Genomic DNA, 23,641 nt, shown 5'->3' with positions numbered 1-23,641 from the left:
TTTATGAAGGGTCTGGGCCCTGGCCGGCCAGTCTTTTTCTGCCTCCCGAGGGATTTCCCATTCCTGCCATTTTTGAGCGAGTGCTACGTTGAGCTGCTCCCGCAGGGGCTCCATCGCTTCCCAATTGTAATAAATATGAGCATTAAAAAACTACTAATAACCCTCATTTACTTATGGTAAGGTTCATAGCTTGTTCTAAGAAATGATTGTGACATTCCTTTAGTGTCATGTAAGACAGCCGTATCAGATCGAGCTGCGGTTTTTGAAAAAAACCTCATTTATTTATGGTACGGTTCATTCCGCATGATTCGAAAGGCGCGGTAAATCTGTTCCACTAAGATGAGACGCATGAGCTGATGTGGATAGGTCATTTTACCGAAAGAAATCGTCGTGTCGCTTCGTTTCATAACGGCTTCGCTCAATCCCAAGGAACCGCCAATGACAAAGACGATCTTGCTTTTACCATGGATCATGAGCTGTTCGATCTCTTTGGCAAAGGATTCGGATGTCCGCTCTTTAGAATCTATCGCCAAGGCAAAGACATACGCCTGGTCTGGTATTTGGGCCAGTAGACGCTCGCCTTCTTTGTCTTTGACCTGAACCATTTCAGCTTCGCTTAATTTTTCGGGCGCTTTCTCGTCGGGCACTTCTATAACTTTGATTTTAGTGTAGGCACCTAAACGTTTCGTGTATTCCTCGATCCCTTTTTTCAAGTACTTTTCTTTTAGTTTACCGACTGACAATATAGTGATATCCATGATTGACTCCCTTAGTTTAAACTTGATCGAGTATTTTTGTTAAAATGCGTTTCAAATCTTCAAATTCGTCCTGTTCCAGCAGTACTTCTTTAGAGAATTTAACGGGTATTTCCTCCGCCTGCTTTTCTATTCCGCGTCCCTTGCTCGTTAAACTTACGTCCACCACTCGTTCGTCTGCACTTGAACGTCGACGCTCGACTAAACCGTGTTCTTCCATCCTTTTCAACATTGGTGTCAATGTTCCCGAATCCAGATACAGTCGCTCGCCTAACTCTTTGACCGTTACCGTCTCTTCTTCGAACAAAACCAGCAAGACCAAATACTGGGGATAGGTCACACCTAACTTCTCGAGTAACGGGCGATATAATTTGGTGATCTGTCTGGTTGCTGCATATAGTGGAAAACATAATTGATTACTTAATTTCAAAATATCTTTCGTCACGTTCATACACTCCTCTTTCTTTTCATTATAGCAAGTTATTTGATAAGTTTATACACTTTGACAACATCAATTTAATTGTGTACAATTAAATTATAGACAATTAAAACAAAGAGGTGTTTATATGGGACTAGCATTATATACAGCAGAAGCCACTGCACTTGGTGGTCGCAAGGGACATGTTAAATCTTCAGATGGAAATTTAGACCTCGATCTATCTATGCCAAAAGGTTTAGGTGGCAAAGAAGTCGAGGGAACGACCAATCCAGAACAGCTCTTTTCGGCAGGCTATGCCGCCTGTTTTGATAGTGCCCTTCAGTTATCTGCTCGAAAAGCGAAAAAGAAAACCACTTCTGCCGTCACAGCTAAGGTGAGTATCGAGAAAAAGTTGAAGGGTTTCGGTTTAAGCGTCGAACTCTATGTTGAAATCGAAGGAGTCACTCAAGTAGAAGCCGAAGAGTTAGTGGATCAGGCACACGAAGTCTGTCCTTATTCCCGAGCTATCGAGGGAAATGTGAAAGTCAAAAAAACAGTTAAAGCTCTATAAGTGGTTCACACTATCCACAGGGATTCTTTGTTGGTCTAACAAGGAATCTCTTTTTGTGCACCCATTTTTTCACAGTTATCCACAAAGTTATACACATATCCACATTTTTTTGTTCCCGTTTATATTTATGAAAGCTTGAATCACCGTTTAAAAATAACTCATTTAAGTTAAAAGTTATGCACAAAAAAATTGCTTTGTGTTAATATCTTAAAAACCCAAACAAACGCTTTCATGTCAGTGTTTAGAAAAATAAAAAATCTGGTTGTCATTTAGTTACACACAGGCAGTTATGCAGTTGTGCATAACTTTACCCGCTGGAATACTGTTGTAAAAGTATTCTCGAAATAGTTATCCACACCCGAACGGTTTTATCCCATGGATAACTTTGACCTACTCAAGTCAGCTGATGCTCAAGCGATACAAGTGAACCCTTTTATTCTCTTCACTCGTACCGATACGTATCGAATCGACACAAGTGGCCCTTCACAGCTGTCACACTTATGCCGATTAGCTGACAATCGGCATAAGTGGCTAATGACTTATTGCTCACTCGTGTCGATAAGGGACCAAAACTCTAGATTAAAAACGAACACAGCCTGAATTAAAGGCTGTGTTCGTTTTTTTTTAGTCTATAATGTCTCATCGGTGCTTTGCATGGTTACTGTCGCTGTTTGCCGTTCACCATCACGATAAAATTCGATTTCAATTTCATCGCCCACTTCCGTGTCATAGATCTCTTGTCTCAGTTCGATCCCATTCGCAACTTCTTCGCCATTAAACGATACAATGACGTCATTGGCTTGCAGTCCTGCTTTATCAGCCGAACTTTCAGGTTGAACTTCTGCTACTACAATGCCCTCAGTCACATCTTCAGGCATGTTCAGTATCTCTTGCTGTTGCTGGGGTGAGACCATTACTAGGTCAACCATTCCTACACCGATAACGGGCCTGACCACTTCGCCATTCCGCTCTAACTGATTAATGATGTCTAAAGCATCATTGCTCGGAATAGCAAATCCCATTCCTTCAACGGTCGACAAAGAAATTTTCATAGAATTGATGCCAACGACTTGACCGGCAATATTGACAAGGGGGCCACCTGAATTCCCTGGATTGATTGCTGCGTCAGTTTGGATGGCCATCATCTCCCAGTCGTTTTCTCCATCCATATTTGTATCCACAGGGACCGTTCGCCCTGTGGCTGAAATGATTCCCGAGGTTACCGATGATGCAAAATTTGTACCCAAAGGTGAACCGATAGCAATAGCGGGTTCTCCAACTGTTAAGTTTTCTGAATCGCCGAATTGTGCAGTCTTAGTCACGACTTCTGAGTCGATAGCTAGAACAGCCAAGTCCGTCCAGATATCTGCACCAATAACCGAAGCTTCGACACGGGAACCATCTTTAAATAACACTTCGATGGCGTCAGAACCGTCGACCACATGATTATTAGTGAAAATATAAGCAGTGTCTCCGTCTACTTTATATACTGCACCACTGCCCGTGCCGACTTGCTGTAAGTTTTCTTCATCCGTATTTTCGTAACCCTCGTACCATCCATAAGGATCTTGCCCCACCTGCTGCATGTTGATGACCGAAACAACAGCGTCATCGACTTCTTGAACGGCATCCGTAATGTCCGACGAAACATCCACTCGCACTTCAGAAATTTGCACTTCTCCCTCTTCTGTTACAGGGGTATTTTCTTCCACTTCTGTGGCGGGATCCGATTCTGTTTCAGTGTCGATCAAGTCACATCCAACGAGCATCGCGCTTGTTAGACTCAACGTCAGTAAAGCTCTGATAGATTTTTTTTTCATCATTTACTTCCTCCAGTACACTTCCTGCATAGATACATTTTAGTCTAAAATCATGACATTTTTATGTCTTTTTTCATATGATATTATGATACAATTTTAACATAATCTATTTTTTTATCGTATCAGAAAGCTTTTTGATCAACTTCCCTTTGAAAAACAAAAAAAGCTTATTTTCTCTTTTGATAAATAGTCAAAAGAGAAAACAAGCTTTATGCTTCTATAAAGTAAATAATCGACACGGTTCATCCGGATCAGTATCCAATAACTGAAAACGTTCGTTTACACCGGTATCTTTTCTTTCCAGAATCTCTTCAACCGTTTGATGTGCCACTTCCTTGATATTGTTTTCCCTACTCAAGTGACCCAAATAGATACGCTTTGTTTGATCACCGATGATCTCGGCTAAAGCTAAGGCACCGTCTTCGTTGGATAAATGACCTTTGTCCCCAATGATACGCTGTTTTAAAGACCAGGGATATCGGCCCATCCGAAGCATGCTCAGATCATGGTTGCTTTCAAATAAGTACGCATCCGCTTCTTTAACCAAGCCGCGCATGCGATCGCTGACGTATCCGGTATCTGTCAGCATGACAAAGCGCTTATTGTTTTTTTGGAAGGTATAAAACTGCGGGTCGATAGCATCATGAGAAACTGCAAAACTTGAGATATCAATATCTCCTAAGGTCAACGTTTTCTCGTTTGAAAAATGATACTTCTGTTCAACTTTTAATTTTCCTAATTTAGGTTCCATCGCCTGCCACGTTTTTTCGTTAGCATAAATATCTAAATTATACTTTCGAGCTAAAATACCGACACCCTTAATATGGTCAGTATGCTCATGCGAGACTAAGATGGCATTCAAATCTTCAGGTCGACGCCCGATCTTGCTTAACATCTCAACCGTTTTTTTACCGCTGAGTCCACAATCAACTAATATTTTCATTTGATCGGTTTCGATATAGGTACTGTTTCCTGAACTGCCACTAGCTAAAATACTAATGCGCAGGTCGGATTGTTCTGACTGCATCATGGACTGATTCCTCTCTCTGCGAATACTCATTGTCTATTTTACAACAAGTCTCCTCCTACAAGCAAGAATACTTTTCCAGGTGCTTCATCCTTTATTCTGCACTTTCATCGGGTTCTTCTGCTTCTTCTGGATCGATTTCCTCATCATCGGCTTCATCCGGTTCCTCTTCTTCTGGTTCTTCTGGAACGACAGGTGTGACTGGATCTGAGATGATCGTACGTTCAAAGGCATCCACCCGTAGAACTTGCTCTCCGCTTGTATCTGTAACAGGCACATACCATACCGGTCCATACATGCTCAAGTCTTCCAGATGCAGTGTACGGTAATAGGTTAAAATCGGTCTTCCGACAGTGGAATTAGAACTTATCTCGTTGTTCTGAAAAAGAATTTCAATGGCTTGCCTATCGGTAATGACTGACTGTGTTGATCCCTGAGGAATCATTGGGCCGGCGTAGTTTTGCTGATAAGAGATAATATTTCCGTCACTACCATAAAACAGAGAGATCTCAGACGTTCCATCTGCTACTGGAATACCTTCGACTTCCTGGGCATAGATAAAGCGATTCTGACTACGGTCATATCTTAGATACATATATTCTTCACCAAACAAGACGGAACCGTCAAGAATAAAAGCATTCAGTTTCGCATAGTCCTCTTCGGTGAATCCGTCATCAGGATTCCCTTCGATTTCGATTGGATCCGATAAAATACTCGTATAAAGTGAGCCATCTTCAGCGACAGAACCTGCCTGATTTTCCAGCTGATCCACGTTGTCTTCCAATGATTGATTGCTATCCGCCTGAACATAATACACGTCTCTTTCTTCTTCCTGCAGTGTCGGAATATTAATACCGATTTGTTCCATTTCTCGAATCAGGTTAACTTGACCAGGCGAACTCGTTGCCTGTTGAATATCGTTACGATTTAAATAACTGACCAGCAGGTAAACATTTAAGAGCAAGAAGGTGATCAGGAAGATGTTTTCTACTTTTTTAAAATCCATTTAGCGATTCCTCCTGTGATTGGATAAAGCGACCCACTTCTACCCATGAGCCTTGTGCTTCTACATACCAGTTAGGTTCAAAATGAACCACCCTTTCATCTTCTTCACTTTCCGTCCAAGTCAGGCCAATGCGCATATCTTCAATGTAATCAAGACCCAGTTCCATTTCTTCAAGTTGATCGATGATATCTCGTCCACTGGGTAATATCTTCGTCCGCTCACCCGTTAATGTTAAAGGTGTTTGAACGACTCGAAGCGGGACACGCAGATTCGTTCGGCCGCTTTCTACGACAGTGATTTCATTCGTCGATTCATACTGCTGATAACTGTAGACAGGATACCCCTGGATATACCGTTGAAACGTTACTTCGTGCGTTTCTGGAGCATAATCCTGATAGTGCACATCTTCGGTCCAGTTTTCTATTTGAGTCAGCTCCTGATAACTGCTGCGCAGTCGCTCACTAAACGTCATCTGACCCATGTCTGATCGTTGTCTCAAATATGTCAACGTATTTGTAGCATCATTGATTCTCACTTCTGTCGTCAAATCGATGTACCGAGTCGTACTACCTGTTCGTCTCACATCTATTTCTGACGTATCCGTGAAAAACTGATAGATAAACAAATTATTCGGCAGACGTTCGACGAGATAATCATGATACTCCACTTCCTGTTCTTCTACAGGTAGATAGAGATAGCGCTCGTTAACTTCCACAGGTTCAACATCCGTCAAGACGTTCTCCTCTGAATGCAGTAATTCATCGACTATATCCACTGTATAGTCAGTTTCCTCGATTTGATATAAAAATTCACTATGCGAATCATAGAAACCGGCGCGCTCTGGATCATCGGTGTTCATGAATACGTGGGTAAACGTGCGGTTTTCATAATCCGTCGGTAAATCATTGAAACCATCCTCGAAAAGTCCAAAGGGCACCGGTGCATCAAAGACAAATTCAACCCAGTTTTCATCATTCAGATAATCCTGATAGGCTGAGTAACTTAATCTCTGCGGCGATTGAACTTCTCCAAAAGTTATCTCCGGCAAATACGTTTCAAACCATTCATCGGTGTAATGTATGTTGACATCTATTTTTCTGCCTAAAGCATTGCGATGCCAGATGATCTTTTTGGGAGAAAAGACTTCAGTCAATGAACGATCGACCAGCGAAGCGGGAACAGGGCTTCCCACTCCTGATGAAGGCTCACGCAGCTGAACACCCGTTGTCCAAAGTTGGAAACTCAAAAACAAACTTAAGCCGATCAATCCCGTTAAGAGTACATGTTTAATTCTGGACCAGATCATTCCCACTCCTCCTCTTCATATGGGACATATGGCAGGGAGAGATAAAACGTCGTGCCTTTACCTTCCGTGCTTTCGGCCCATATACGACCACCGTGCTGTTCCACCACTTCTTTGGAAATAGCTAAACCTAAGCCACTTCCTCCCATGGCTCGTGACCGTGCTCTATCGACACGATAAAAACGAGAGAATATCTTACTGATATCTGATTTGGGAATGCCCATGCCTTCATCACGGATACTGATCAAGACAGTGTCTGCTCTTTTTTCCATTTTTCCTATGATCGTACCGCCATCTGGTGAATACTTGATAGCGTTATTCATGATATTGTCTAAGACTTGAATGATTCGGTCTGGATCAACTTCAACAAAAACGGATTCTTGCAGTATGTCTTTTTTGATTTGATGATTTTTCCCTTCATATTCAGCTGAATGAATCAGCATATCAAAGCGGTTAAGCACATGATCAAGCATCTCTGTTAAATCTACAATTTCCAGATTCAGCGAGCTTTTTCCTGAATCTATGCGTGACAAGTGCAGCAAGTCTTGGATCATTCGGATCATACGGTCTGTCTCATTTTGAGTGACTTCCAAAAAGCGTGGAGCCAAATCCGGATCCTGCCAGGCCCCATCTGCCAGCGCCTCGATATAACTGCGCATACTCGTTAAGGGCGTACGCAGCTCATGTGAAACGTTGGATACAAACTGTTTACGTTCTTCTTCTATACGCTCTTGTTCGGTGACGTCATGCAGCACACAGACTATCCCGCTGATGAAGCCCGATTCTCTTTGAATCAGGGAAAAGGACGCACGCAGGATGATGGGTATCCCATTCTGTTTACTGTTTACCAGCATCTCGTCTTGTTTTTCTAAAATGCGACGCAGCGTGATCTCTTCTTCAATATCTAACACAGATAATAAATTCTGACCTAGAGCATCCTCTTGAGTTCTATCAAGCATTAACTGGGCCATTTCATTGATGATCATGATTTTTCCACGTCTGTCTGTCGCGACAACGCCATCTGTCATGTGCGTCAACACACTGTCCAACCGTCTTCTTTCGGCATCGATCAGTTCTTGTGCATCGGCAACGTCATCAGATAAATCATTGATCGACCCGGCCAATTGACCTAGTTCATCTTCGCCGTATACTTTGAGGGTACCTGAATAATCTCCTTCAGCAATCTGCCGGGTTTGAATCTGCATTTCTTTGATCGGCTTGGTTAACGCGCGCGAGACCATGTTGGCTAAAATAAGCGACAACACGATTGCGACCGCACTGGATTGTAAAAAGATCAAGGTGATCTGAGAAATCTGAGTGTACACGGATTCGATATTGCTTTCCATTAAAATAGCACCCAGGAACTGAGACTCTTCACCGCTTGAAAAAACAGGTTCAACCATTTTCCATCTTCTGTTTTGGGTGACTTGATCGATGACTTGTCTGGGTATCGAATTTTCTGTTATTTGTGCTTGTCTTAAATCCACATCATCGGACAGCTGCCCCACGATGTTTTGTTGTGTCGTATCACTTGTTCCCAAAACGATGAGTTCGGAATCGACAACTTGAAGATCAGTAATGCCACTACCTGAAAATTCAGTCAGTAGATCCCCGATTTCCTGTTCTGGATCAACCTCACTCTGTTCGCCACTTTCTTCAATCTCTAAATAAGGAAGAATGGTACTTTCCAAAAAACTCATTTGTACCTGGCGATCTTCCTGGAAGTTAGCGATCAGTTGACGTTCTATTTGGGTAATAAAATTCGCCCCGATCAACTGCAGGGCGAATACAAGTAATAACACAATCACAAACACGATTTTAGTGTTTATAGACTGATAAAAACGAATCTTTTTTTTCATAAATCACTACTTCTCCTGTTGTTCAGGACTTCTAAGGTAATACCCGACGCCCCGGCGTGTCACCAAGAAATTCGGATGACTTGGATTATCTTCGATTTTTTCACGCAGGCGTCTTACCGTAACATCTACCGTTCGAACGTCCCCAAAATAGTCATAACCCCATACCGTTTCGAGTAAGTGTTCGCGAGTCATCACCTGACCGATATGTCTAGCCAGATAATGAAGCAATTCAAATTCACGGTGAGTCAATTCGATAGAGTCTCCGCGTTTTGAAACAATGTAGGCGTCTGGATGAACGGTTAAGTCCCCCACTTCGATATCATTGGTTTCTGCTTTAGCAGTTTCAGTATTTTGAATGGATGCTTGTCTTCTGACATTAGCTTTGACACGCGCAACTAATTCCCGGTTTGAGAATGGTTTAGTGACATAGTCATCTGCCCCCAGCTCCAAACCTAATACCTTATCAATTTCCTGATCCTTGGCTGTTACCATGATAATAGGTATATCTTTCGTTTTTCGCACTTCTCGACAGACTTCCAGTCCATCCATTTTAGGTAACATCAAATCTAATATGATTAAATCCGGATTTTCTTCTTCAACTTTTTGAAGTGCTTCTTCTCCATCAAATGCAGTGACCACTTCAAATCCTTCTTTTTCAAGGTTAAATTTCACAATATCGGAGATTGGCTTTTCATCGTCGACAACTAATATCTTTTTCAAAGATGTTCCTCCTCAGAACTGTTTTAGCGTACATAATGCTGCGGTGCTTTTCACTTCGATTATACCCTACCTAAAGGGCATGTTCAATTTTACTTCATCGCACTCTCTGTGCTTATTTAGTTAATACAACTTTTAAGGCATGTGTTTCATTGGCTTTGGCTTTTTTTGTTGGAAATAATTCTAACGAGACAACTGACTCATGTTCTAAAACGATAACAGGGATAACTGTTTTGAATCCTCTCTCACTGATCAATTTCAGATCGAAGGTAGCCAGCTGATCTCCTTTTTCAACACGCCTGTTTTTTTCCAAGGAGGTTTGAAAACCTTGACCGTTAAGCAGTAAGGTATCAATGCCAATGTGAACCAGCACCTTCAGCCCTTCATCAGTCTCGATATAATACGCATGCTTAGCATCTGCCACTTCGATCAGTTTTCCTGAAACGGGCGCATACACCACTTCGGATGTTGGTATTATAGCGTAACCATTCCCGATCATCTTTTGTGAGAACAGATCATCCCGCACTTCTTCTATCGGAATAATTTCTCCGTCAGTGACCGCGCTCAAAATCAATTCCCTTCTTTTATGGTCCTGCTCTCTATCTTGATCTCCAAACTCGTTAGTCTGACTACTCATTTTCTTCTCCCTTTTAAAGTGACAGATTTTAATCTGAAAAGGCACAGTGGCAGCATTCTCCAAGTCTCACCTTGTTGCTTTTTTCACTCTATTTTTGTATTTTCAATAACAAACCACAAAAATCCTATTGTGTTGCTACTATTCTAACAATTAAAGCTCTTTCAAGCAATATTTTTTCATTAGCGTTTTAGTTGGTGTTATTTTTACTTCATGGTATTCTAATACTATAGACGTAAAATCCATGAAAATGATCAGTAAAGGAGGCACACGATGGAATTAGGTTATCTTATTTCGCTCATTATTTTAGGTGTATCACTTGTTTTCCTTATCGGGATGGGTGTGTATGCTATGAAAAAGATGAAACCGACACTGAAAAATATTGAACGGACTCAAACAACTGTACAAGATCAGATCGAACATTTTACCAACGAAGGTGATGCGCTTCAAAAGAAAGTGAATCTTATCATGACACGCGTCGACAGCACCAAAGACGTTGCGGAAATCAATTTAGAACGAATGAACGAATTATCAGATTATGCGTCTAGCTTGTCTCATTCTTTAACTTATTTAAAAGAGCATGGTGGTGACTATTCGAAAGGTATTGCAGAAAATACCTATATGGAATTAAAAACGGATGGCCCTCGTTTAGCTGAAACATTCAAACGCGCTTTCAAACGAACAATTGAAAAGCAAAAGCACCGTCACCAAGATAATAACGCGCAAACATCATAATTAGTCTATTTTGAAAGGATGAAAGAATTATGCCAAAAGTAAGTTTATCAAGAGCTGTACTCATGAGTGCTGCTTCCGCCTTTGCCGCTTTATTATTCGCTCCCAAAAGAGGAAAAGAATTTAGAGAAGATTTAAAAGATGAAGCCCTCAAATTAAAAGATTCAAGCGAAGAAAAAGCCCAGGATCTGGTTGATGATTTTAAAACATCATATATGGAAGCTGAGAGAGAATTAGAATCAGAACAGGCTAAATTAGATGCAAAACAAGCGAAGTTAAACCAGACGATTGAAGAAATTGAAAGAGACCTGGCTTTAAGTGAAGCTGAAAGACAAGGAACAATAGAAGCTGATGCCATTTCAGCTAGTCAAGCGATGTACACAGATGACAAAATCGGCGATGTGAAAGACACCGCACTCGAACCCGAACACGATCAAGCTATTCCAAAAGATAAAGTGGATGAAGCTTTACACGATAATGCCTTATCAGATGATGAAGATTTTCAAATCGATGAGTCAGCTGCCGATGATGAAGATGAGGCTTCATTAAAAATAAATCCTAACAACTAATTCAAAATAAAAAAGGGATCCCTCAAACAGAGAGGGACCCCTTTTTTATTTTGAATTTGGTTTTCTGATCCAGACAGACAGCGATTCTGCGTTCACCGGAAACGTTGCATGACCTTCTTCGTTAATCGTTATTTCTTCTTCTCGATTTTTCAATAAGTCAATAAAGATATCACCCGCATGCAAAGCTCCTACATACATATCTTTGTACCCTTCGTCTCCGTTGGATATGATAACAGCACACCCCTCCGGATGCTCGTCATCTCCTATTCGCGTGAAACCGATACAATTCCTGTGATCTAAATAATTATTTTGTTCGCCATAAGCATATTCTTTGCGTGCATGTAGCAAGGTCTCGATCTCGTATTGACAGCCCTCATAATCCACATTGCCACTATATCCATAATAATCGCCATAAAAAACACACGGGTAACCATAAGAGCTTAATAATATAAAGCCGTAAGCGATTGGTTTAAACCATGGTTCTACATATGATTCCAAAGCTTGATTGGGCTGCGAATCATGATTTTCTACAAAGGTCACCGCCTGCTCGGCATTACTTTTATAAAGCGTCCCATCTATTAACTTTCTCAAGTCGAAATCGCTGTGCTGTTTACTGGCTTCATGTAAAGCGAAGTGGAAACGTACATCCATCATCGAAATGGAATAATCATTTTCCTCTAAATAATCTTCTAAGAATTCATAGCGTTGTTGCCAATATTCAGCGACAAAAAAGAAGTTTTCGTCATATGTTTCTCTAACGTCTTCGATCAGCTCTTTCATAAATTCACTGTCAATATGCTTGACCGCATCTAGCCTTATGCCGTCAATCTTTGTTTCATCAATGAACCAGTGAATCCATTTTTTTGTCTCTTCAACAACTTCCGGATGACTATAATCAATGTCTGCAAACATAAGGTAATCATAGTTCCCCAATTCTACAGATACATTTTCATCTGGAGCCCATCCCTTTCCTTCGCCTTCAATACGGAAAATTCCATGGTCACCTGTCTTCTCATCCTCTGAGACCCCCGAAAAATGGTACCAGTGCCATTCAAAGTCTGAATATTCCCCTTGCCTTCCAGGAAAGTTGAAATAGGTCCACGATTCGATTTCTCTGGTTTCTCCGATAGCTTCATGACGATTGTCTTCGTTCACTGGTGTAGCTTCGAATGTTTCCGTTCCGTCTGCTCCACCTCTGTGATTTAAGACCACGTCAGCATACACATGAATGTCATGCTCATGTAACGCTTCTATCGCCTCAATCAATTCTTCTTTCGTTCCATACTTGGTTCTGACCGTTCCTTTTTGGTCAAACTCACCTAAGTCAAATAAATCATAAACACCATAACCGACATCATTTTGTCCAGTACCTTTATAACAAGGGGGGATCCAAACAGAAGTTATTCCTATTTCTTTCAAATGTTCTGCATCTTCTTTTAAACGCTGCCAATGTTTTCCGTCGTTTGGCAAGTCCCATTCAAAATACTGCATCATCGTCCCGTTCATTTTTCTTTCTCCCTCCATTAACCTGTAGCAAGACATACTGCACTTAACTATTTTACAGTGTACGCTAGTGTTTGACAACTTTGACGCCTTTTATCAAACATTTAACACCCTTGAAATGAACCGTTAAAGAAAGCTTGTATTTCTTTATCAAGCACGGTAAAATCTAGCTATTCACGTTTTGTTTCGTTACACTTTATTGCAGTTTGCTTATAGGAAGGATTGTTTTGAATGAAAAAATTTATGGGTCGATTTTCTAATTGGCCGATACCGATAAAAATCATCATGAGCTTCGCTTTTGCTATGTTTATAGGGTCGTTGATTCTGGCTATGCCTTTCAGTCAATTGGAAACGTCTCAAGCAACTTATTTTGACCATCTGTTTGGGGCTGTATCCATGGTAGCTGTGACTGGTTTAGCTACCGTACCCGTAGCTCAAACCTATAATATATTTGGTCAAATAGTTACCCTGATATTAATAAAATTGGGCGGTTTAGGGCTGATCACTATCGTTTCGGCTATTATTATGCAGTTCGGTCGACAAGTCAGCATGAAAGAAGAGATCACACTGCAACAAGCCTTAAATCGCAGTAATATGAAAGGCTTCAATCATTTTTTGCTCAATGTAGTCAAGTTCACGACTATATTCGAAACTATTGGAGCTCTTTTATTTATGTTTAAATTCATCCCACTATTTGGATGGCGAGAAGGAATATTTAATTCTATATTCCTTTCTATTTCTTCTTTTAATAATGCCGGGTTCGATAATCTGGGAACTACAAGTTTACAAGCCTTTGTAAATACCCCTGTAGTGAATATCGTCGTTCCTGTATTAATTATTATCGGAGGTATCGGTTTTTCTGTCTGGTTTGATCTCGCAAGGCATTATAAACAGTTCATAAAAGCAAGAAGCTGGATAGATTTCAAAGGTACTTATCGGCGCTTGACTTTACATACACGACTAGTCATCAAGTGGTCGCTGTTATTGATCGTCGCTGCAATGATCCTCTTTACCTTAGCAGAATGGACCAATCCTGCTTCATTAGGAGATTTAGGCTTTATTGCTAAATTGCAGGCTATATTTTTTCAGGCAGTGACATTGAGAACGGCCGGTTTCAGTACTTTGGACTTTTCTGAATTTCATATGTTTACTCTGGTCGTGTTCACTGTTTTCATGTTCATTGGTGGATCTCCAGGCGGAACAGCCGGTGGTGCAAAGACCTCTACCGTCGCTTTAGTCGTCAAGCTTATTGGGACAGAATTAAAGGGACTCACAAACATTAATTACAAAAAAAGAACATTGGAAATGGATATCGTCAAGCGAGCATTGGTCATTGTCGTCATGTTTATATTACTTAATTTTGTCGCTTTGTCATTAATGACAATTTTTGACGAAGATGTCCCGCTACAATATTTGTTTTTTGAAACCGTCTCAGCCCTTGGTACTGTTGGTCTATCTGCTGATTTGACTGCTTCGCTTTCTAGATACAGTCAAACGATCATCATGTTCTGTATGTTCATTGGACGGCTAGGACCTATCACTATCTTCACTGCTTTAGGAAACAGAGAAAGAAGAAAACGAGATATTAGATACGCAACCGGAAGTATACTAATTGGTTAGGAGTGTCAATTTTGGTTAAAACAGTTGGAGTATTAGGATTAGGTGTTTTTGGTTCAACGATCGCAAAAGAATTAGGCGAACAACATTATGATGTCATTGCGGTTGATAAAAACTTAGTTGACGTTAATCGAGTCGAAGAATACGTAGTTCAGGCAGTACAAGGTAATTTTACTGATATCGAACTTTTAAAAAGTATTGGTTTTTCAAAATGTGATGTCGCAGTCATCGGAACGGGATCAAACTTGGAATCAAGTGTTATGGCTATCATGAATTGTAAAAAACTTGGCATCAAACGGATCTTAGCCAAAGCAAAGAACCGTACACACATGGAAATCATGCAGGAAATGGGTGCACATGAAATAATACGTCCTGAAAAAGAAATGGGTGATAAAGTTGCCCGAAATATCATGCGTAATAATATATTGGACGTTATTAATTTAGATGAAGAAAACTCTATTATTGAGTTCACTGCACCTAAACGCTGGATAGGACGCAGTTTGAAAGATCTGGACTTGCGTAGAAAATATCAAATAAATGTTATTGGAATGAAAGCAGATCCTAAAGGTAAGTTATCCATCAACGTTCCACCCGAAGAAAAAATCAAACCTGGCAGCTTTATTGTAGCGATTGGAGATCCCAGAACCTTTGAGCATCTAGATTACACCGATCAGTTGAAATAAGTAAACTAAAAAGGAACGCACGATGAGATTTTATCATCGTGCGTTCCTTTTTTTCAATCAGCCGAGAACGCTCGTGATTTTAGTCATGAGTGCTTCAAGTCATCATATCAGTCACTGCCTGACAGCTAAACGCTCTGTACTTTCAATTGCAACGGAACCGTGTATATTTCATTCTCAACTCTCTCAAAACGCCCAGAAGCTGTTTTTTTCAAGTCTGACACCAAGATCAGGACATCTGCCTCTTCAATCGGCCGCTTAGCCAAAAAAAGTGATAGCTTCCGTGGTGACCTCGTTTTATTTGAGGTCATCGCCGCAGCTATCACTATAAATCATTAATTCGGTATGTCATTTTCAGGATAGTAAGATAAGGAAGAAAATTTATTATATTCTTTGATAAAGAGCAATTTACATGTTCCTCTAGCTCCGGAACGGTTTTTTTCCAATATCACTTCAACAATATTTTCATTCGCCGAATCTTCTTCCTCGCCGTCTTCACCACGGTAATAATCTTCTCGATATAAAAAGGCTACGATATCAGCATCTTGCTCGATTGAACCAGATTCTCTTAAATCACTTAGGATTGGACGTTTGTCCTGTCTTTGTTCCACACTACGCGAAAGTTGAGACAAGGCCACGACTGGAACAGACAATTCTTTCGCTAATTTTTTTAATTGACGAGAGATTTCAGATACTTCCTGCTGACGACTTTCCCGACCGGTCCCCTCAATCAACTGCAGGTAATCGATAACGATAAGCCCTATACTACCCTTTTCTTGTTTAAGCTTACGGCACTTCGCGCGGATCTCAGCTGTTCTGATTCCAGGCGTATCGTCAATGTAAATATTTGCTTTAGACAAACTACCCATAGCTACAAACAATTTTGTGAATTCCTCTTCAGTCAATTGACCTGTTCGCAAATGTGTTGCATCGATCGTTCCCTCTGCACACAGCATACGATTGACTAATTGTTCCGCACCCATTTCCAAACTGAATATGGCCACTGTTTCATCTGTCTTTGTCCCGATATTTTGAGCTACGTTCAAGGCAAAAGCTGTTTTACCCACGCCGGGACGTGCTGCTAAAATGATCAATTCATCCGCATGTAAGCCTGAGGTCATTTGATCCAGCATTTTATATCCAGTAGAAACACCTGTGATACTATCATCATTTTGGAAAAGTTCGTCTATATTATTGATCGTATTTCTCAAAACGGTTTCTATATCTACAAATCCGCTTCTACTTTTTTTCTCCGAAACCTCAAGTATTCTTCTTTCTGCTTCGTCAAGCAGATTAGGGACATTGTCTGTTTCCTGATACCCTTTAGAGGCAATTTCGGTTGCTGTTTGGATTAAATTCCTTAAAATCGAACGTTCCTCAACAATTTTCGCGTAATATTCAACGTTCTTTGCTGTAGGCACGGTCGTAGCTATTTCTGCTAGATACGGTGTCCCGCCTACATCTTCTAATTGATTTCTAGATCCTAAATTATTAGCAATTGTGATAACGTCTATCGCTTCATTTTTCTCATTTAATTCAACCATGGACTGAAAAATGAGTTGATGCGCACGACGATAAAAATTATTAGCTTCTACATACTCCATAGCTGGAATAATCGCTTCGGGATCGAGTAAAATCGAACCTAAAACAGATTGTTCTGCTCCTATGTTCTGTGGAGGTAAGCGATCACCTATAACGTCCATCTTGATGTCTAACTTCCTTTCATACTCGTAAACTGTTTCCTAATTGTACCTTATCTTCATTTAAAAGTACACAAGGGAACGTACGTTTATGGTAATGTTTCATGTGAAACATTTCAAAAAAACTAGCATAGTCTCATGTCGTTCACATGAGGAACTATGCTAGTTACTTTATCGATCTAAAATAACGCTATTTATTCATCTGCTAAGACACTTACAGTGATTTCAGCTGTTACATCTTTGTGCAGCTTGATGTCCATTTTCTGGCTTCCCACCGTACGCATGGGAATAGACTGATTGATTTTGCGTTTATCTACCTTGATACCTAATTGTTTTTCGATAGCCTTGGCAATCTGTTTTGTCGTTACCGATCCAAACAGACGACCATCCTCAGCCGCTTTTTCTTTGATTTCAATTGGGTTATCTTCCAACACTTCTTTTTCTTTTTTAGCAGCCTCAAATATTTCTTGTTCTTCACGTTCCTGAGCTTTATTCTTCATGGTTAATTCTTTTTTAGCAGAGGAGGTCGCTTCCTTTGCTAAACCTTTTTTAATCAAAAAGTTCCTTGCATAACCGTCAGAAACATTTTTTGTTTCGCCTTTTTTTCCTGTACCTTTTATATCTTTCAATAGAATAACTTCCATAGTTTTTAACTCCCTCTATAATTAGTCTAATTGAGAATGTATAACTTCTTTTAATTCTTCTATTATTTCAGAAATACTCTGTCCGTCTATCTGTGTGGCAGCATTGGATAAGTGTCCGCCGCCTCCCATTTTTTCCATGATAGCCTGAACGTTGATTTTACCTAAACTTCTCGCACTAATACCGACTGTTTCTTCAGACCGTCTTGTTATAACAAAAGCAGCTTCTACCCCTGACATACTGAGCATCGTATCCGCCGTTTGAGCGGCAGTGACTGACGGATAAATTTCGTCTTCTGCCCCGCGTGCGATAGCTACACCTTCAGCCTCGATAACATAGTCTAAAGTTTCAATTAATCGACTGCGTCTGAGATAGCTCTCTGGGTCTTCTTTCAGTAGTCTTTGTATCATCGTAGAATTGGCTCCGACCGATTGCAGATAACTTGCTGCGTCAAATGTACGTGAGCCAGTTCTCAAACTAAAGTTATTAGTATCCACGATAATTCCACCTAGCATAGCAGTGGCTTCAATACGGTTGATCGGTTCACCATCTGTTGATATATATTCAAATAGCTCCGTGATAAGTTCAGCAGTGGACGACGCGTAAGGTTCGATATAAACCAGTAATGGATTTTCCGTAAATTCTTCGCCTCGTCTATGATGATCGATCACCATATTTCGTTTTGTTTTCTTTAATAGATTTGGCGCGATTGAAAGAACGGGTTTATGGTGATCGACCAATATAACCAGGTCATCGCCTTTTATTATTCGTTCAGCCTCCGCTGATGAGACGAGATTACTACTCACCTGTTTATGCTTTTTGATTTCTTGAAGAAGTTTGTTTACGTCTTTGTTCACATCATCTTCATCGATGACCACATAGACGGTCTTTTTAAGCATCATAGCGATACGCGCTATGCCGAGTGAAGAACCAACAGAATCCATGTCCGGATTTTTATGTCCCATAACAAAAATGTTGTCACTGTCATTCATCAATTTCTGCATGGCCTGACTGATCATACGAGAACGCACCCGTGTCCGTTTTTCCATGGGATTTGTTTTACCACCATAATAGCGGGGTTCTTCATCGACCGCTTTGACAATGGCTTGATCTCCACCACGTCCTAATGCCAGATCTAAATTATTTTGAGCTAATTCTGCTAATTTATCAAAAGGTTCATCACCATAAGCCAACCCAAGACTTATCGTCAGTGGTAAATTCCGTTTAGATGTCCGATCTCTTATATTATCTATAATATTAAATTTCTCATTCTCTAAACGGTCTAATTCTTCTCTATTCAAAAGCAGAAAATAACGGTCATCGGATATCCGTTTATAAAAAATGCCATGTTGTTTACCCCAATTAGAAAAATAGGTAGTAAGCAGACTATCAAATCCAGATACCCCTCTGTCGTCTAGACCTTGGGTGATTTCATCATAATTGTCTAAAAACAACCATCCTACAACAGGACGTATTTTCTCGTATTCTTCGGTAACCTTCGCGTATTCGGTTATATCCAATAGATAGAGTGCGTTAATATCTTTTTGAAGAGACACTTTATACACTTTATCATTCCATTCAATCAAATTGAAGTCTTCTCTTTTATCATTATCAAAATAATCCGATAGATCTCGGTTCACTTCTCTGATAGGTTCACCCAGCAACTGTTTATCACTAGGTAATTGTAGTTGCATATAGGGATTTATCCATTCAATTTGATTTTTTTCATTGAGTAAGATTATCCCCATCGGCATTTTAATCAATGCTTCCTGCTGCCCACGTTTGATTCGATAAGACAAATTAAGTATATAGTTATTTAACACTTCATTATATTTATTGCCGAATTGCCATATTATAATGAGAGTGATAAAAAACAATATCAACATTAAAGATCCAAGCCAAATAAAAGCAAAGAAACTTAACGTTGTCATAATTAACTGAACAGCTAGAGCAAATAGAAGCATTCGCTTTAAGTATGGATGATCCAGTAACTTAGGAATGTTTTCTTCCTTTGACTTATTATTCATAGTTTCTCCTCTTAACATCGTCGTTATATCCCTTAACATTTTAACATGTTTATAAGGTCTATTCTATACTGGATGTTACATTATAAATGTTTCACGTGAAACATTTATATCAAAAGAAGCCGCAACAGAATACTGTCACAGCTTCTCTAAATTATTATTCTTCAGTAACGAATGGCAATAAGCCCATGATACGAGCACGTTTAATTGTTTTCGTTAATTTACGTTGGTTTTTAGCATATGTTCCAGTAACACGACGTGGTAAAATTTTACCTCTGTCTGAAATGAAACGTTTCAATAAATCAACATCTTTGTAATCAATATATTCAATATGATTTGCTGCAAAGAAATCGACTTTACGGCGCTTTTTACCGCCTCTACGTCCAGCCATGTTATAATCCTCCTTTTATTCTTGAATCAAAATGGTAAATCATCATCGGAAATGTCGATAGAATCATTATTAGATTGAAATGGATCCTCATCGAAATTTGCGCGATTGCTTTTAGCATTGCTTTTTGGAGCTTGATTGTTATTCTGCGAATCATTTGAATTATTTGAGTAATTGTTTGAAGATCCAGAATTAGAACTTGTTCCGTCATTTTGTGCACGTTTTTCAGTGACTGATTTAGGTTCAAGCATTTGGAAGTTTTCGCAAACTACTTCTGTAATATAAACTTTTCTACCTTCGTTATTTGTGTAGTTTCGTGTTTGCATACGGCCAGTTACTCCTACTAACGATCCCTTACGGGTAAAGTTAGAGACGATTTCAGCTGTTTTTCTCCAAGCAACACAATTTATAAAGTCAGTTTCTCTCTCACCTTGTGCATTGGTGTATGGACGTTCCACAGCTACTGTAAATGAAGCAACGGCTATTCCGCTACCCGTATAACGAAGTTCAGCATCTCTAGTTAATCTACCAACTAGCACGACATTGTTAATCAATCAAAGTGGCTCCTTTCTTAAAAAAGCAATCAATAATAATGTTTCACGTGAAACATTACTTTTCTAGACGGACGATCATATGACGTAAAATATCGTCATTGATACGTGCTAGACGTCCAAATTCATTGATAGCTGCTGCATCTGAAGATTGTAGGTTTACTAAGCGATAAATTCCTTCGCGGTATCCTTTGATCTCATATGCAAAACGGCGTTTCGCCCAGTCTTTTGACTCAGTTACTTCAGCACCGTTATCTTTTAAGATAGTTTCAAAGCGTTCTACTAAAGCTTTTTTACCTTCTTCATCAAGATCAGGACGGATAATGTATAAAATTTCGTATTTAGCTGTCTGACTCATCGTTGACTGTCACCTCCTTATGGACTTTGGCCCCTTCATTTGAAAGAGCAAGGAGAGTATTCTATATAGAGTACTCACTCCGAACAATTATAGCATATCATCAATTGAAAAACAAGGTTTCTTTAATTGATTGAGTGTAAAGAAAGAGACTGGTCAGCTATAAACCGACCAGTCTCTTTCTTTACATATTAATCAAGCGCGTATACTACTCCGTGTTTTCTTCTGTTTCTAGTGTTTCTACTGTTTCTTCTTTTCCTTCTTCGAGCTTTTCTTCTTCTGGTTCAATATCTTCTTCTGGTTCAACTTTTTCTAAAGTAGATACAAAGACATCTTCTTCTAGCCTCATCAAACGGACACCCTGGGTTGCACGCCCTGTCTGAGAGATGTTTTTTGCATGGAAACGAATGATAACTCCGTTGGTTGTGATCATCATGATGTCTTCTTCGCCATGAACTGTTTTAAGCCCAACAAGCGGTCCGTTTTTATCGGTAATATTAACGGTTTTAACCCCTTTACCGCCACGTCCTCTGATCGCATATTCAGAAGCAACGGTACGTTTACCATAGCCTTTTTCAGTTATGACCAAGACTTCAGAGTCAGGATATAAAATATCCATTCCAACGACTTTATCGTCATTTCTCAAACGTACGCCTCTGACTCCTGCAGCGGCACGTCCCATGCTTCTTACATCTTCTTCATGGAAACTAACTGCGTAGCCCTGACGTGTCCCGATTACAATGTGATCTGATCCATGTGTTACAGCTACACTAATCAATTCATCGTCTTCTTTAAGAACGATCGCTTTAAGTCCGCTGGTCCTAATGTTTTCAAATTCAGAAAAGGCTGTACGTTTCACTGTACCCATTCGGGTCGTAAAGAATAAGTGATCCGTTTCTTTCGTCTCTCCTCTGGTACTGATGATGGCTTGTATTTTCTCATCATTGTTGATGCCTAAGAAGTTGATAGCCGGGATCCCTTTGGCTGTTCTTCCGTATTCTGGAATTTCATACCCTTTTGCTTTATACACTTTACCGGTGTTGGTGAAGAATAAGAGCAGATCGTGAGTCGAGCACGTAATCAGTGTCTCTACAAAATCATCTGTGTTCGTTGTCATGCCCTTAACGCCACGACCGCCACGATGCTGAGCTTTAAACTCAGAAATAGCCATACGCTTCATATAGCCGTTATGTGATAAGGTGACAGCAATTTCTTCTTCTTCGATAAGGTCTTCATCTTCAATACTGAGCGATTCACCGACAAGTAATTCTGTACGGCGGTCATCGCCATGTTTATCGGCAATCTCTTCCAATTCAGTTGCGATGATTTCATGCACGCGCTGAGGATTAGCTAAGATGTCCGTCAGGTCACTGATGAGCTGTAGAAGGTCCTGATATTCTCCTTCGATTTTTTCTCTTTCAAGGCCTGTTAAACGAACCATACGCATATCCAGGATGGCTTGAGACTGACGATCGCTTAAACCGAAACGTTCCATCAAGGCATTTTTGGCCACATCACCCGTTTTTGATCCTCTGATTATGATTATGATTTCATCGATATGATCTAAAGCAATACGCAGACCTTCAAGAATGTGTGCGCGTGATTCAGCTTTACGTTTATCGAATTCTGTTCTTCTTCGGATAACTATCCGTTGATGTTTTAAATATTCAACGAGGATCTCTTTGAGTCCTAAAGTTTTAGGGACGCCGTTCACGATAGCCAGCATATTGAAGCCGAAAGAGGTCTCCAATGGTGTCAGTTTATAGAGGTTATTTAAAACAATACTTGCAGAAACATCACGTCTGACATCAATAACAACACGCATACCGTCTCTATCTGATTCATCATTTAAATCAGTGATGCCTTCAATACGTTTGTCTCGAGCTAAATCTGCTATCCGTTCAACTAATTTTGCTTTATTGACCAGGTATGGAATTTCATCGACGATAATACGTTCTTTCCCATTGGGTTGAATTTCGATCCTTGTTTTAGCCCGAACTTTGATCGAGCCTCTACCTGTTTCATACGCTTTTCTAATACCTGATTTACCTAAAATCATTGCTCCAGTCGGGAAATCTGGTCCAGGTAAAACTTCCATCAAGTCTGCAACGGTTGCGTCTTCGTTTTCCATCACGATACGGCAGGCTTTAATGACTTCTCTCAAGTTATGTGGTGGGATATTTGTTGCCATACCGACAGCTATACCTGATGCACCATTAACCAGTAAATTAGGGAAACGGGCAGGCAAGACATTCGGTTCACGTTCTGATCCATCATAGTTATCATGATAATCGGTTGTGTCTTTATTGATATCACGTAACATTTCCAGGGCCATCTTGCTCATACGCGCTTCAGTATAACGCATAGCTGCAGCGCTGTCTCCATCGATGGAACCAAAGTTACCGTGTCCGTCAATCAGCGGGTTACGGAAACTGAAATCTTGAGACATACGAACCATCGATTCATAAATGGCAGAGTCACCGTGGGGGTGGTATTTACCCATAACGTCCCCGACGATACGTGCCGATTTTTTAAAGGCTTTATCGGGTGTCATTCCCAGTTCGTTCATTCCATACAGTATACGACGGTGTACGGGTTTTAAACCATCACGTACATCGGGTAAAGCACGAGCTACAATAACACTCATTGCATAGTCTAAAAATGATTTTTTCATCTCACTGGATAAGTTTATTGTTTCCATGCGTGCTTCTCTTTCTTCAGTCAAGTACTTTATCCTCCTTAAAAACATGCACAACTATATTAGCTTCTT

General features: G+C 40.2%; 22 protein-coding genes. 5 read left to right on the top strand and 17 right to left on the bottom strand.

What is annotated here, in order from left to right:
• Window positions 1-278 precede the first annotated feature (278 nt).
• A complete protein-coding gene (rlmH, locus tag R6U02_RS07000; RefSeq protein WP_410262895.1) occupies window positions 279-758 on the bottom strand; it encodes a 23S rRNA (pseudouridine(1915)-N(3))-methyltransferase RlmH in 480 nt (159 codons plus the stop codon).
• A gap of 16 nt (window positions 759-774) precedes the next feature.
• Window positions 775-1,200 carry a MarR family winged helix-turn-helix transcriptional regulator gene (locus tag R6U02_RS06995; RefSeq protein ID WP_410262894.1) on the bottom strand — a complete coding sequence of 142 codons (426 nt, stop codon included), beginning with the start codon at window positions 1,198-1,200 and terminating at the stop codon, window positions 775-777.
• A 121-nt stretch (window positions 1,201-1,321) separates the two neighbouring features.
• Here R6U02_RS06995 and R6U02_RS06990 point away from each other — a divergent pair, with 121 nt between their 5' ends.
• Window positions 1,322-1,744 carry an organic hydroperoxide resistance protein gene (locus tag R6U02_RS06990; protein WP_410262893.1) on the top strand — a complete coding sequence of 141 codons (423 nt, stop codon included), beginning with the start codon at window positions 1,322-1,324 and terminating at the stop codon, window positions 1,742-1,744.
• 629 nt (window positions 1,745-2,373) lie between these two features.
• Here the strand turns inward: R6U02_RS06990 and R6U02_RS06985 are convergent.
• The 7 genes from R6U02_RS06985 to R6U02_RS06955 form a co-directional block, all read right to left on the bottom strand.
• Window positions 2,374-3,567: a S1C family serine protease gene (locus tag R6U02_RS06985; protein WP_410262892.1), complete on the bottom strand. Its 1,194-nt coding sequence runs from the start codon at window positions 3,565-3,567 to the stop codon at window positions 2,374-2,376.
• Window positions 3,568-3,781: 214 nt separating this feature from the next.
• Window positions 3,782-4,591: an MBL fold metallo-hydrolase gene (locus R6U02_RS06980; RefSeq protein WP_410262899.1), complete on the bottom strand. Its 810-nt coding sequence runs from the start codon at window positions 4,589-4,591 to the stop codon at window positions 3,782-3,784.
• A gap of 94 nt (window positions 4,592-4,685) precedes the next feature.
• Window positions 4,686-5,597, bottom strand: a complete 912-nt coding sequence (locus R6U02_RS06975) for a two-component system regulatory protein YycI (protein ID WP_410262891.1) — start codon at window positions 5,595-5,597, stop codon at window positions 4,686-4,688.
• Window positions 5,587-6,903: a YycH family regulatory protein gene (locus R6U02_RS06970; RefSeq protein ID WP_410262890.1), complete on the bottom strand. Its 1,317-nt coding sequence runs from the start codon at window positions 6,901-6,903 to the stop codon at window positions 5,587-5,589. The genes R6U02_RS06975 and R6U02_RS06970 overlap by 11 nt, the downstream gene beginning before the upstream one ends.
• Window positions 6,900-8,759: a cell wall metabolism sensor histidine kinase WalK gene (walK, locus tag R6U02_RS06965; RefSeq protein ID WP_410262889.1), complete on the bottom strand. Its 1,860-nt coding sequence runs from the start codon at window positions 8,757-8,759 to the stop codon at window positions 6,900-6,902. The genes R6U02_RS06970 and walK overlap by 4 nt, the downstream gene beginning before the upstream one ends.
• A gap of 6 nt (window positions 8,760-8,765) precedes the next feature.
• Window positions 8,766-9,479, bottom strand: coding sequence for a response regulator YycF (gene yycF, locus R6U02_RS06960; RefSeq protein ID WP_410262888.1), 714 nt, complete (start codon window positions 9,477-9,479; stop codon window positions 8,766-8,768).
• Window positions 9,480-9,591: 112 nt separating this feature from the next.
• Window positions 9,592-10,113 (bottom strand): PTS glucose transporter subunit IIA, encoded by a 522-nt coding sequence (locus tag R6U02_RS06955; RefSeq protein ID WP_410262887.1) that lies wholly within the window; start codon window positions 10,111-10,113, stop codon window positions 9,592-9,594.
• A gap of 270 nt (window positions 10,114-10,383) precedes the next feature.
• On the opposite strand from R6U02_RS06955, the gene R6U02_RS06950 reads away from it, so the two are divergent.
• Both R6U02_RS06950 and R6U02_RS06945 read left to right on the top strand, forming a co-directional pair.
• The gene (locus R6U02_RS06950; protein ID WP_410262886.1) at window positions 10,384-10,845 is read left to right on the top strand and encodes a hypothetical protein; all 462 of its coding nucleotides are present in this window, start codon (window positions 10,384-10,386) and stop codon (window positions 10,843-10,845) included.
• Between the two features lie 29 nt (window positions 10,846-10,874).
• A complete protein-coding gene (locus R6U02_RS06945; protein WP_410262885.1) occupies window positions 10,875-11,411 on the top strand; it encodes a YtxH domain-containing protein in 537 nt (178 codons plus the stop codon).
• A 45-nt stretch (window positions 11,412-11,456) separates the two neighbouring features.
• Here R6U02_RS06945 and R6U02_RS06940 read toward each other — a convergent pair whose 3' ends face one another.
• Entirely contained in the window at window positions 11,457-12,917 is a 1,461-nt protein-coding gene (locus tag R6U02_RS06940; RefSeq protein ID WP_410262884.1) for an alpha-amylase, read from the bottom strand.
• A 228-nt stretch (window positions 12,918-13,145) separates the two neighbouring features.
• Here R6U02_RS06940 and R6U02_RS06935 point away from each other — a divergent pair, with 228 nt between their 5' ends.
• The gene (locus tag R6U02_RS06935; protein ID WP_410262883.1) at window positions 13,146-14,534 is read left to right on the top strand and encodes a TrkH family potassium uptake protein; all 1,389 of its coding nucleotides are present in this window, start codon (window positions 13,146-13,148) and stop codon (window positions 14,532-14,534) included.
• 2 nt (window positions 14,535-14,536) lie between these two features.
• Entirely contained in the window at window positions 14,537-15,214 is a 678-nt protein-coding gene (locus R6U02_RS06930) for a potassium channel family protein (RefSeq protein ID WP_410262882.1), read from the top strand.
• Window positions 15,215-15,546: 332 nt separating this feature from the next.
• On the opposite strand, the gene dnaB is transcribed toward R6U02_RS06930, so the two are convergent.
• From dnaB to gyrA, 7 genes are all read right to left on the bottom strand, one after another.
• Window positions 15,547-16,914: a replicative DNA helicase gene (gene dnaB, locus R6U02_RS06925; protein WP_410262881.1), complete on the bottom strand. Its 1,368-nt coding sequence runs from the start codon at window positions 16,912-16,914 to the stop codon at window positions 15,547-15,549.
• A gap of 191 nt (window positions 16,915-17,105) precedes the next feature.
• Entirely contained in the window at window positions 17,106-17,555 is a 450-nt protein-coding gene (rplI, locus tag R6U02_RS06920; protein ID WP_410262880.1) for a 50S ribosomal protein L9, read from the bottom strand.
• Window positions 17,556-17,576: 21 nt separating this feature from the next.
• Window positions 17,577-19,580: a DHH family phosphoesterase gene (locus R6U02_RS06915; RefSeq protein WP_410262879.1), complete on the bottom strand. Its 2,004-nt coding sequence runs from the start codon at window positions 19,578-19,580 to the stop codon at window positions 17,577-17,579.
• A 154-nt stretch (window positions 19,581-19,734) separates the two neighbouring features.
• Window positions 19,735-19,968, bottom strand: a complete 234-nt coding sequence (gene rpsR, locus R6U02_RS06910; protein ID WP_071847339.1) for a 30S ribosomal protein S18 — start codon at window positions 19,966-19,968, stop codon at window positions 19,735-19,737.
• Between the two features lie 26 nt (window positions 19,969-19,994).
• The gene (gene ssb, locus R6U02_RS06905) at window positions 19,995-20,519 is read right to left on the bottom strand and encodes a single-stranded DNA-binding protein (protein ID WP_410262878.1); all 525 of its coding nucleotides are present in this window, start codon (window positions 20,517-20,519) and stop codon (window positions 19,995-19,997) included.
• A 55-nt stretch (window positions 20,520-20,574) separates the two neighbouring features.
• Window positions 20,575-20,874 carry a 30S ribosomal protein S6 gene (gene rpsF, locus R6U02_RS06900; protein ID WP_410262877.1) on the bottom strand — a complete coding sequence of 100 codons (300 nt, stop codon included), beginning with the start codon at window positions 20,872-20,874 and terminating at the stop codon, window positions 20,575-20,577.
• Between the two features lie 205 nt (window positions 20,875-21,079).
• Window positions 21,080-23,572, bottom strand: a complete 2,493-nt coding sequence (gene gyrA, locus R6U02_RS06895; protein WP_410262898.1) for a DNA gyrase subunit A — start codon at window positions 23,570-23,572, stop codon at window positions 21,080-21,082.
• Window positions 23,573-23,641: the final 69 nt, after the last annotated feature.

Origin of the sequence: Alkalibacterium sp., from assembly GCF_046484155.1 — a bacterium.
Classification (GTDB): domain Bacteria; phylum Bacillota; class Bacilli; order Lactobacillales; family Carnobacteriaceae_A; genus Alkalibacterium.
The sequence above is the reverse complement of the archived record's forward strand: the minus strand, read 5'-3'. Positions and strand labels throughout refer to the sequence as shown.

Coding starts and splice junctions, on each gene's coding strand:
- rlmH (WP_410262895.1), bottom strand. CDS start 758: ATGGATATCACTATATTGTCAGTCGGTAAACTAAAAGAAAAGTACTTG.
- R6U02_RS06990 (WP_410262893.1), top strand. CDS start 1,322: ATGGGACTAGCATTATATACAGCAGAAGCCACTGCACTTGGTGGTCGC.
- R6U02_RS06985 (WP_410262892.1), bottom strand. CDS start 3,567: ATGATGAAAAAAAAATCTATCAGAGCTTTACTGACGTTGAGTCTAACA.
- R6U02_RS06980 (WP_410262899.1), bottom strand. CDS start 4,591: ATGCAGTCAGAACAATCCGACCTGCGCATTAGTATTTTAGCTAGTGGC.
- R6U02_RS06975 (WP_410262891.1), bottom strand. CDS start 5,597: ATGGATTTTAAAAAAGTAGAAAACATCTTCCTGATCACCTTCTTGCTC.
- R6U02_RS06970 (WP_410262890.1), bottom strand. CDS start 6,903: ATGATCTGGTCCAGAATTAAACATGTACTCTTAACGGGATTGATCGGC.
- walK (WP_410262889.1), bottom strand. CDS start 8,759: ATGAAAAAAAAGATTCGTTTTTATCAGTCTATAAACACTAAAATCGTG.
- R6U02_RS06955 (WP_410262887.1), bottom strand. CDS start 10,113: ATGAGTAGTCAGACTAACGAGTTTGGAGATCAAGATAGAGAGCAGGAC.
- R6U02_RS06950 (WP_410262886.1), top strand. CDS start 10,384: ATGGAATTAGGTTATCTTATTTCGCTCATTATTTTAGGTGTATCACTT.
- R6U02_RS06945 (WP_410262885.1), top strand. CDS start 10,875: ATGCCAAAAGTAAGTTTATCAAGAGCTGTACTCATGAGTGCTGCTTCC.
- R6U02_RS06940 (WP_410262884.1), bottom strand. CDS start 12,917: ATGAACGGGACGATGATGCAGTATTTTGAATGGGACTTGCCAAACGAC.
- R6U02_RS06935 (WP_410262883.1), top strand. CDS start 13,146: ATGAAAAAATTTATGGGTCGATTTTCTAATTGGCCGATACCGATAAAA.
- dnaB (WP_410262881.1), bottom strand. CDS start 16,914: ATGGACGTTATAGGTGATCGCTTACCTCCACAGAACATAGGAGCAGAA.
- rplI (WP_410262880.1), bottom strand. CDS start 17,555: ATGGAAGTTATTCTATTGAAAGATATAAAAGGTACAGGAAAAAAAGGC.
- R6U02_RS06915 (WP_410262879.1), bottom strand. CDS start 19,580: ATGAATAATAAGTCAAAGGAAGAAAACATTCCTAAGTTACTGGATCAT.
- rpsR (WP_071847339.1), bottom strand. CDS start 19,968: ATGGCTGGACGTAGAGGCGGTAAAAAGCGCCGTAAAGTCGATTTCTTT.
- rpsF (WP_410262877.1), bottom strand. CDS start 20,874: ATGAGTCAGACAGCTAAATACGAAATTTTATACATTATCCGTCCTGAT.
- gyrA (WP_410262898.1), bottom strand. CDS start 23,572: ATGGAAACAATAAACTTATCCAGTGAGATGAAAAAATCATTTTTAGAC.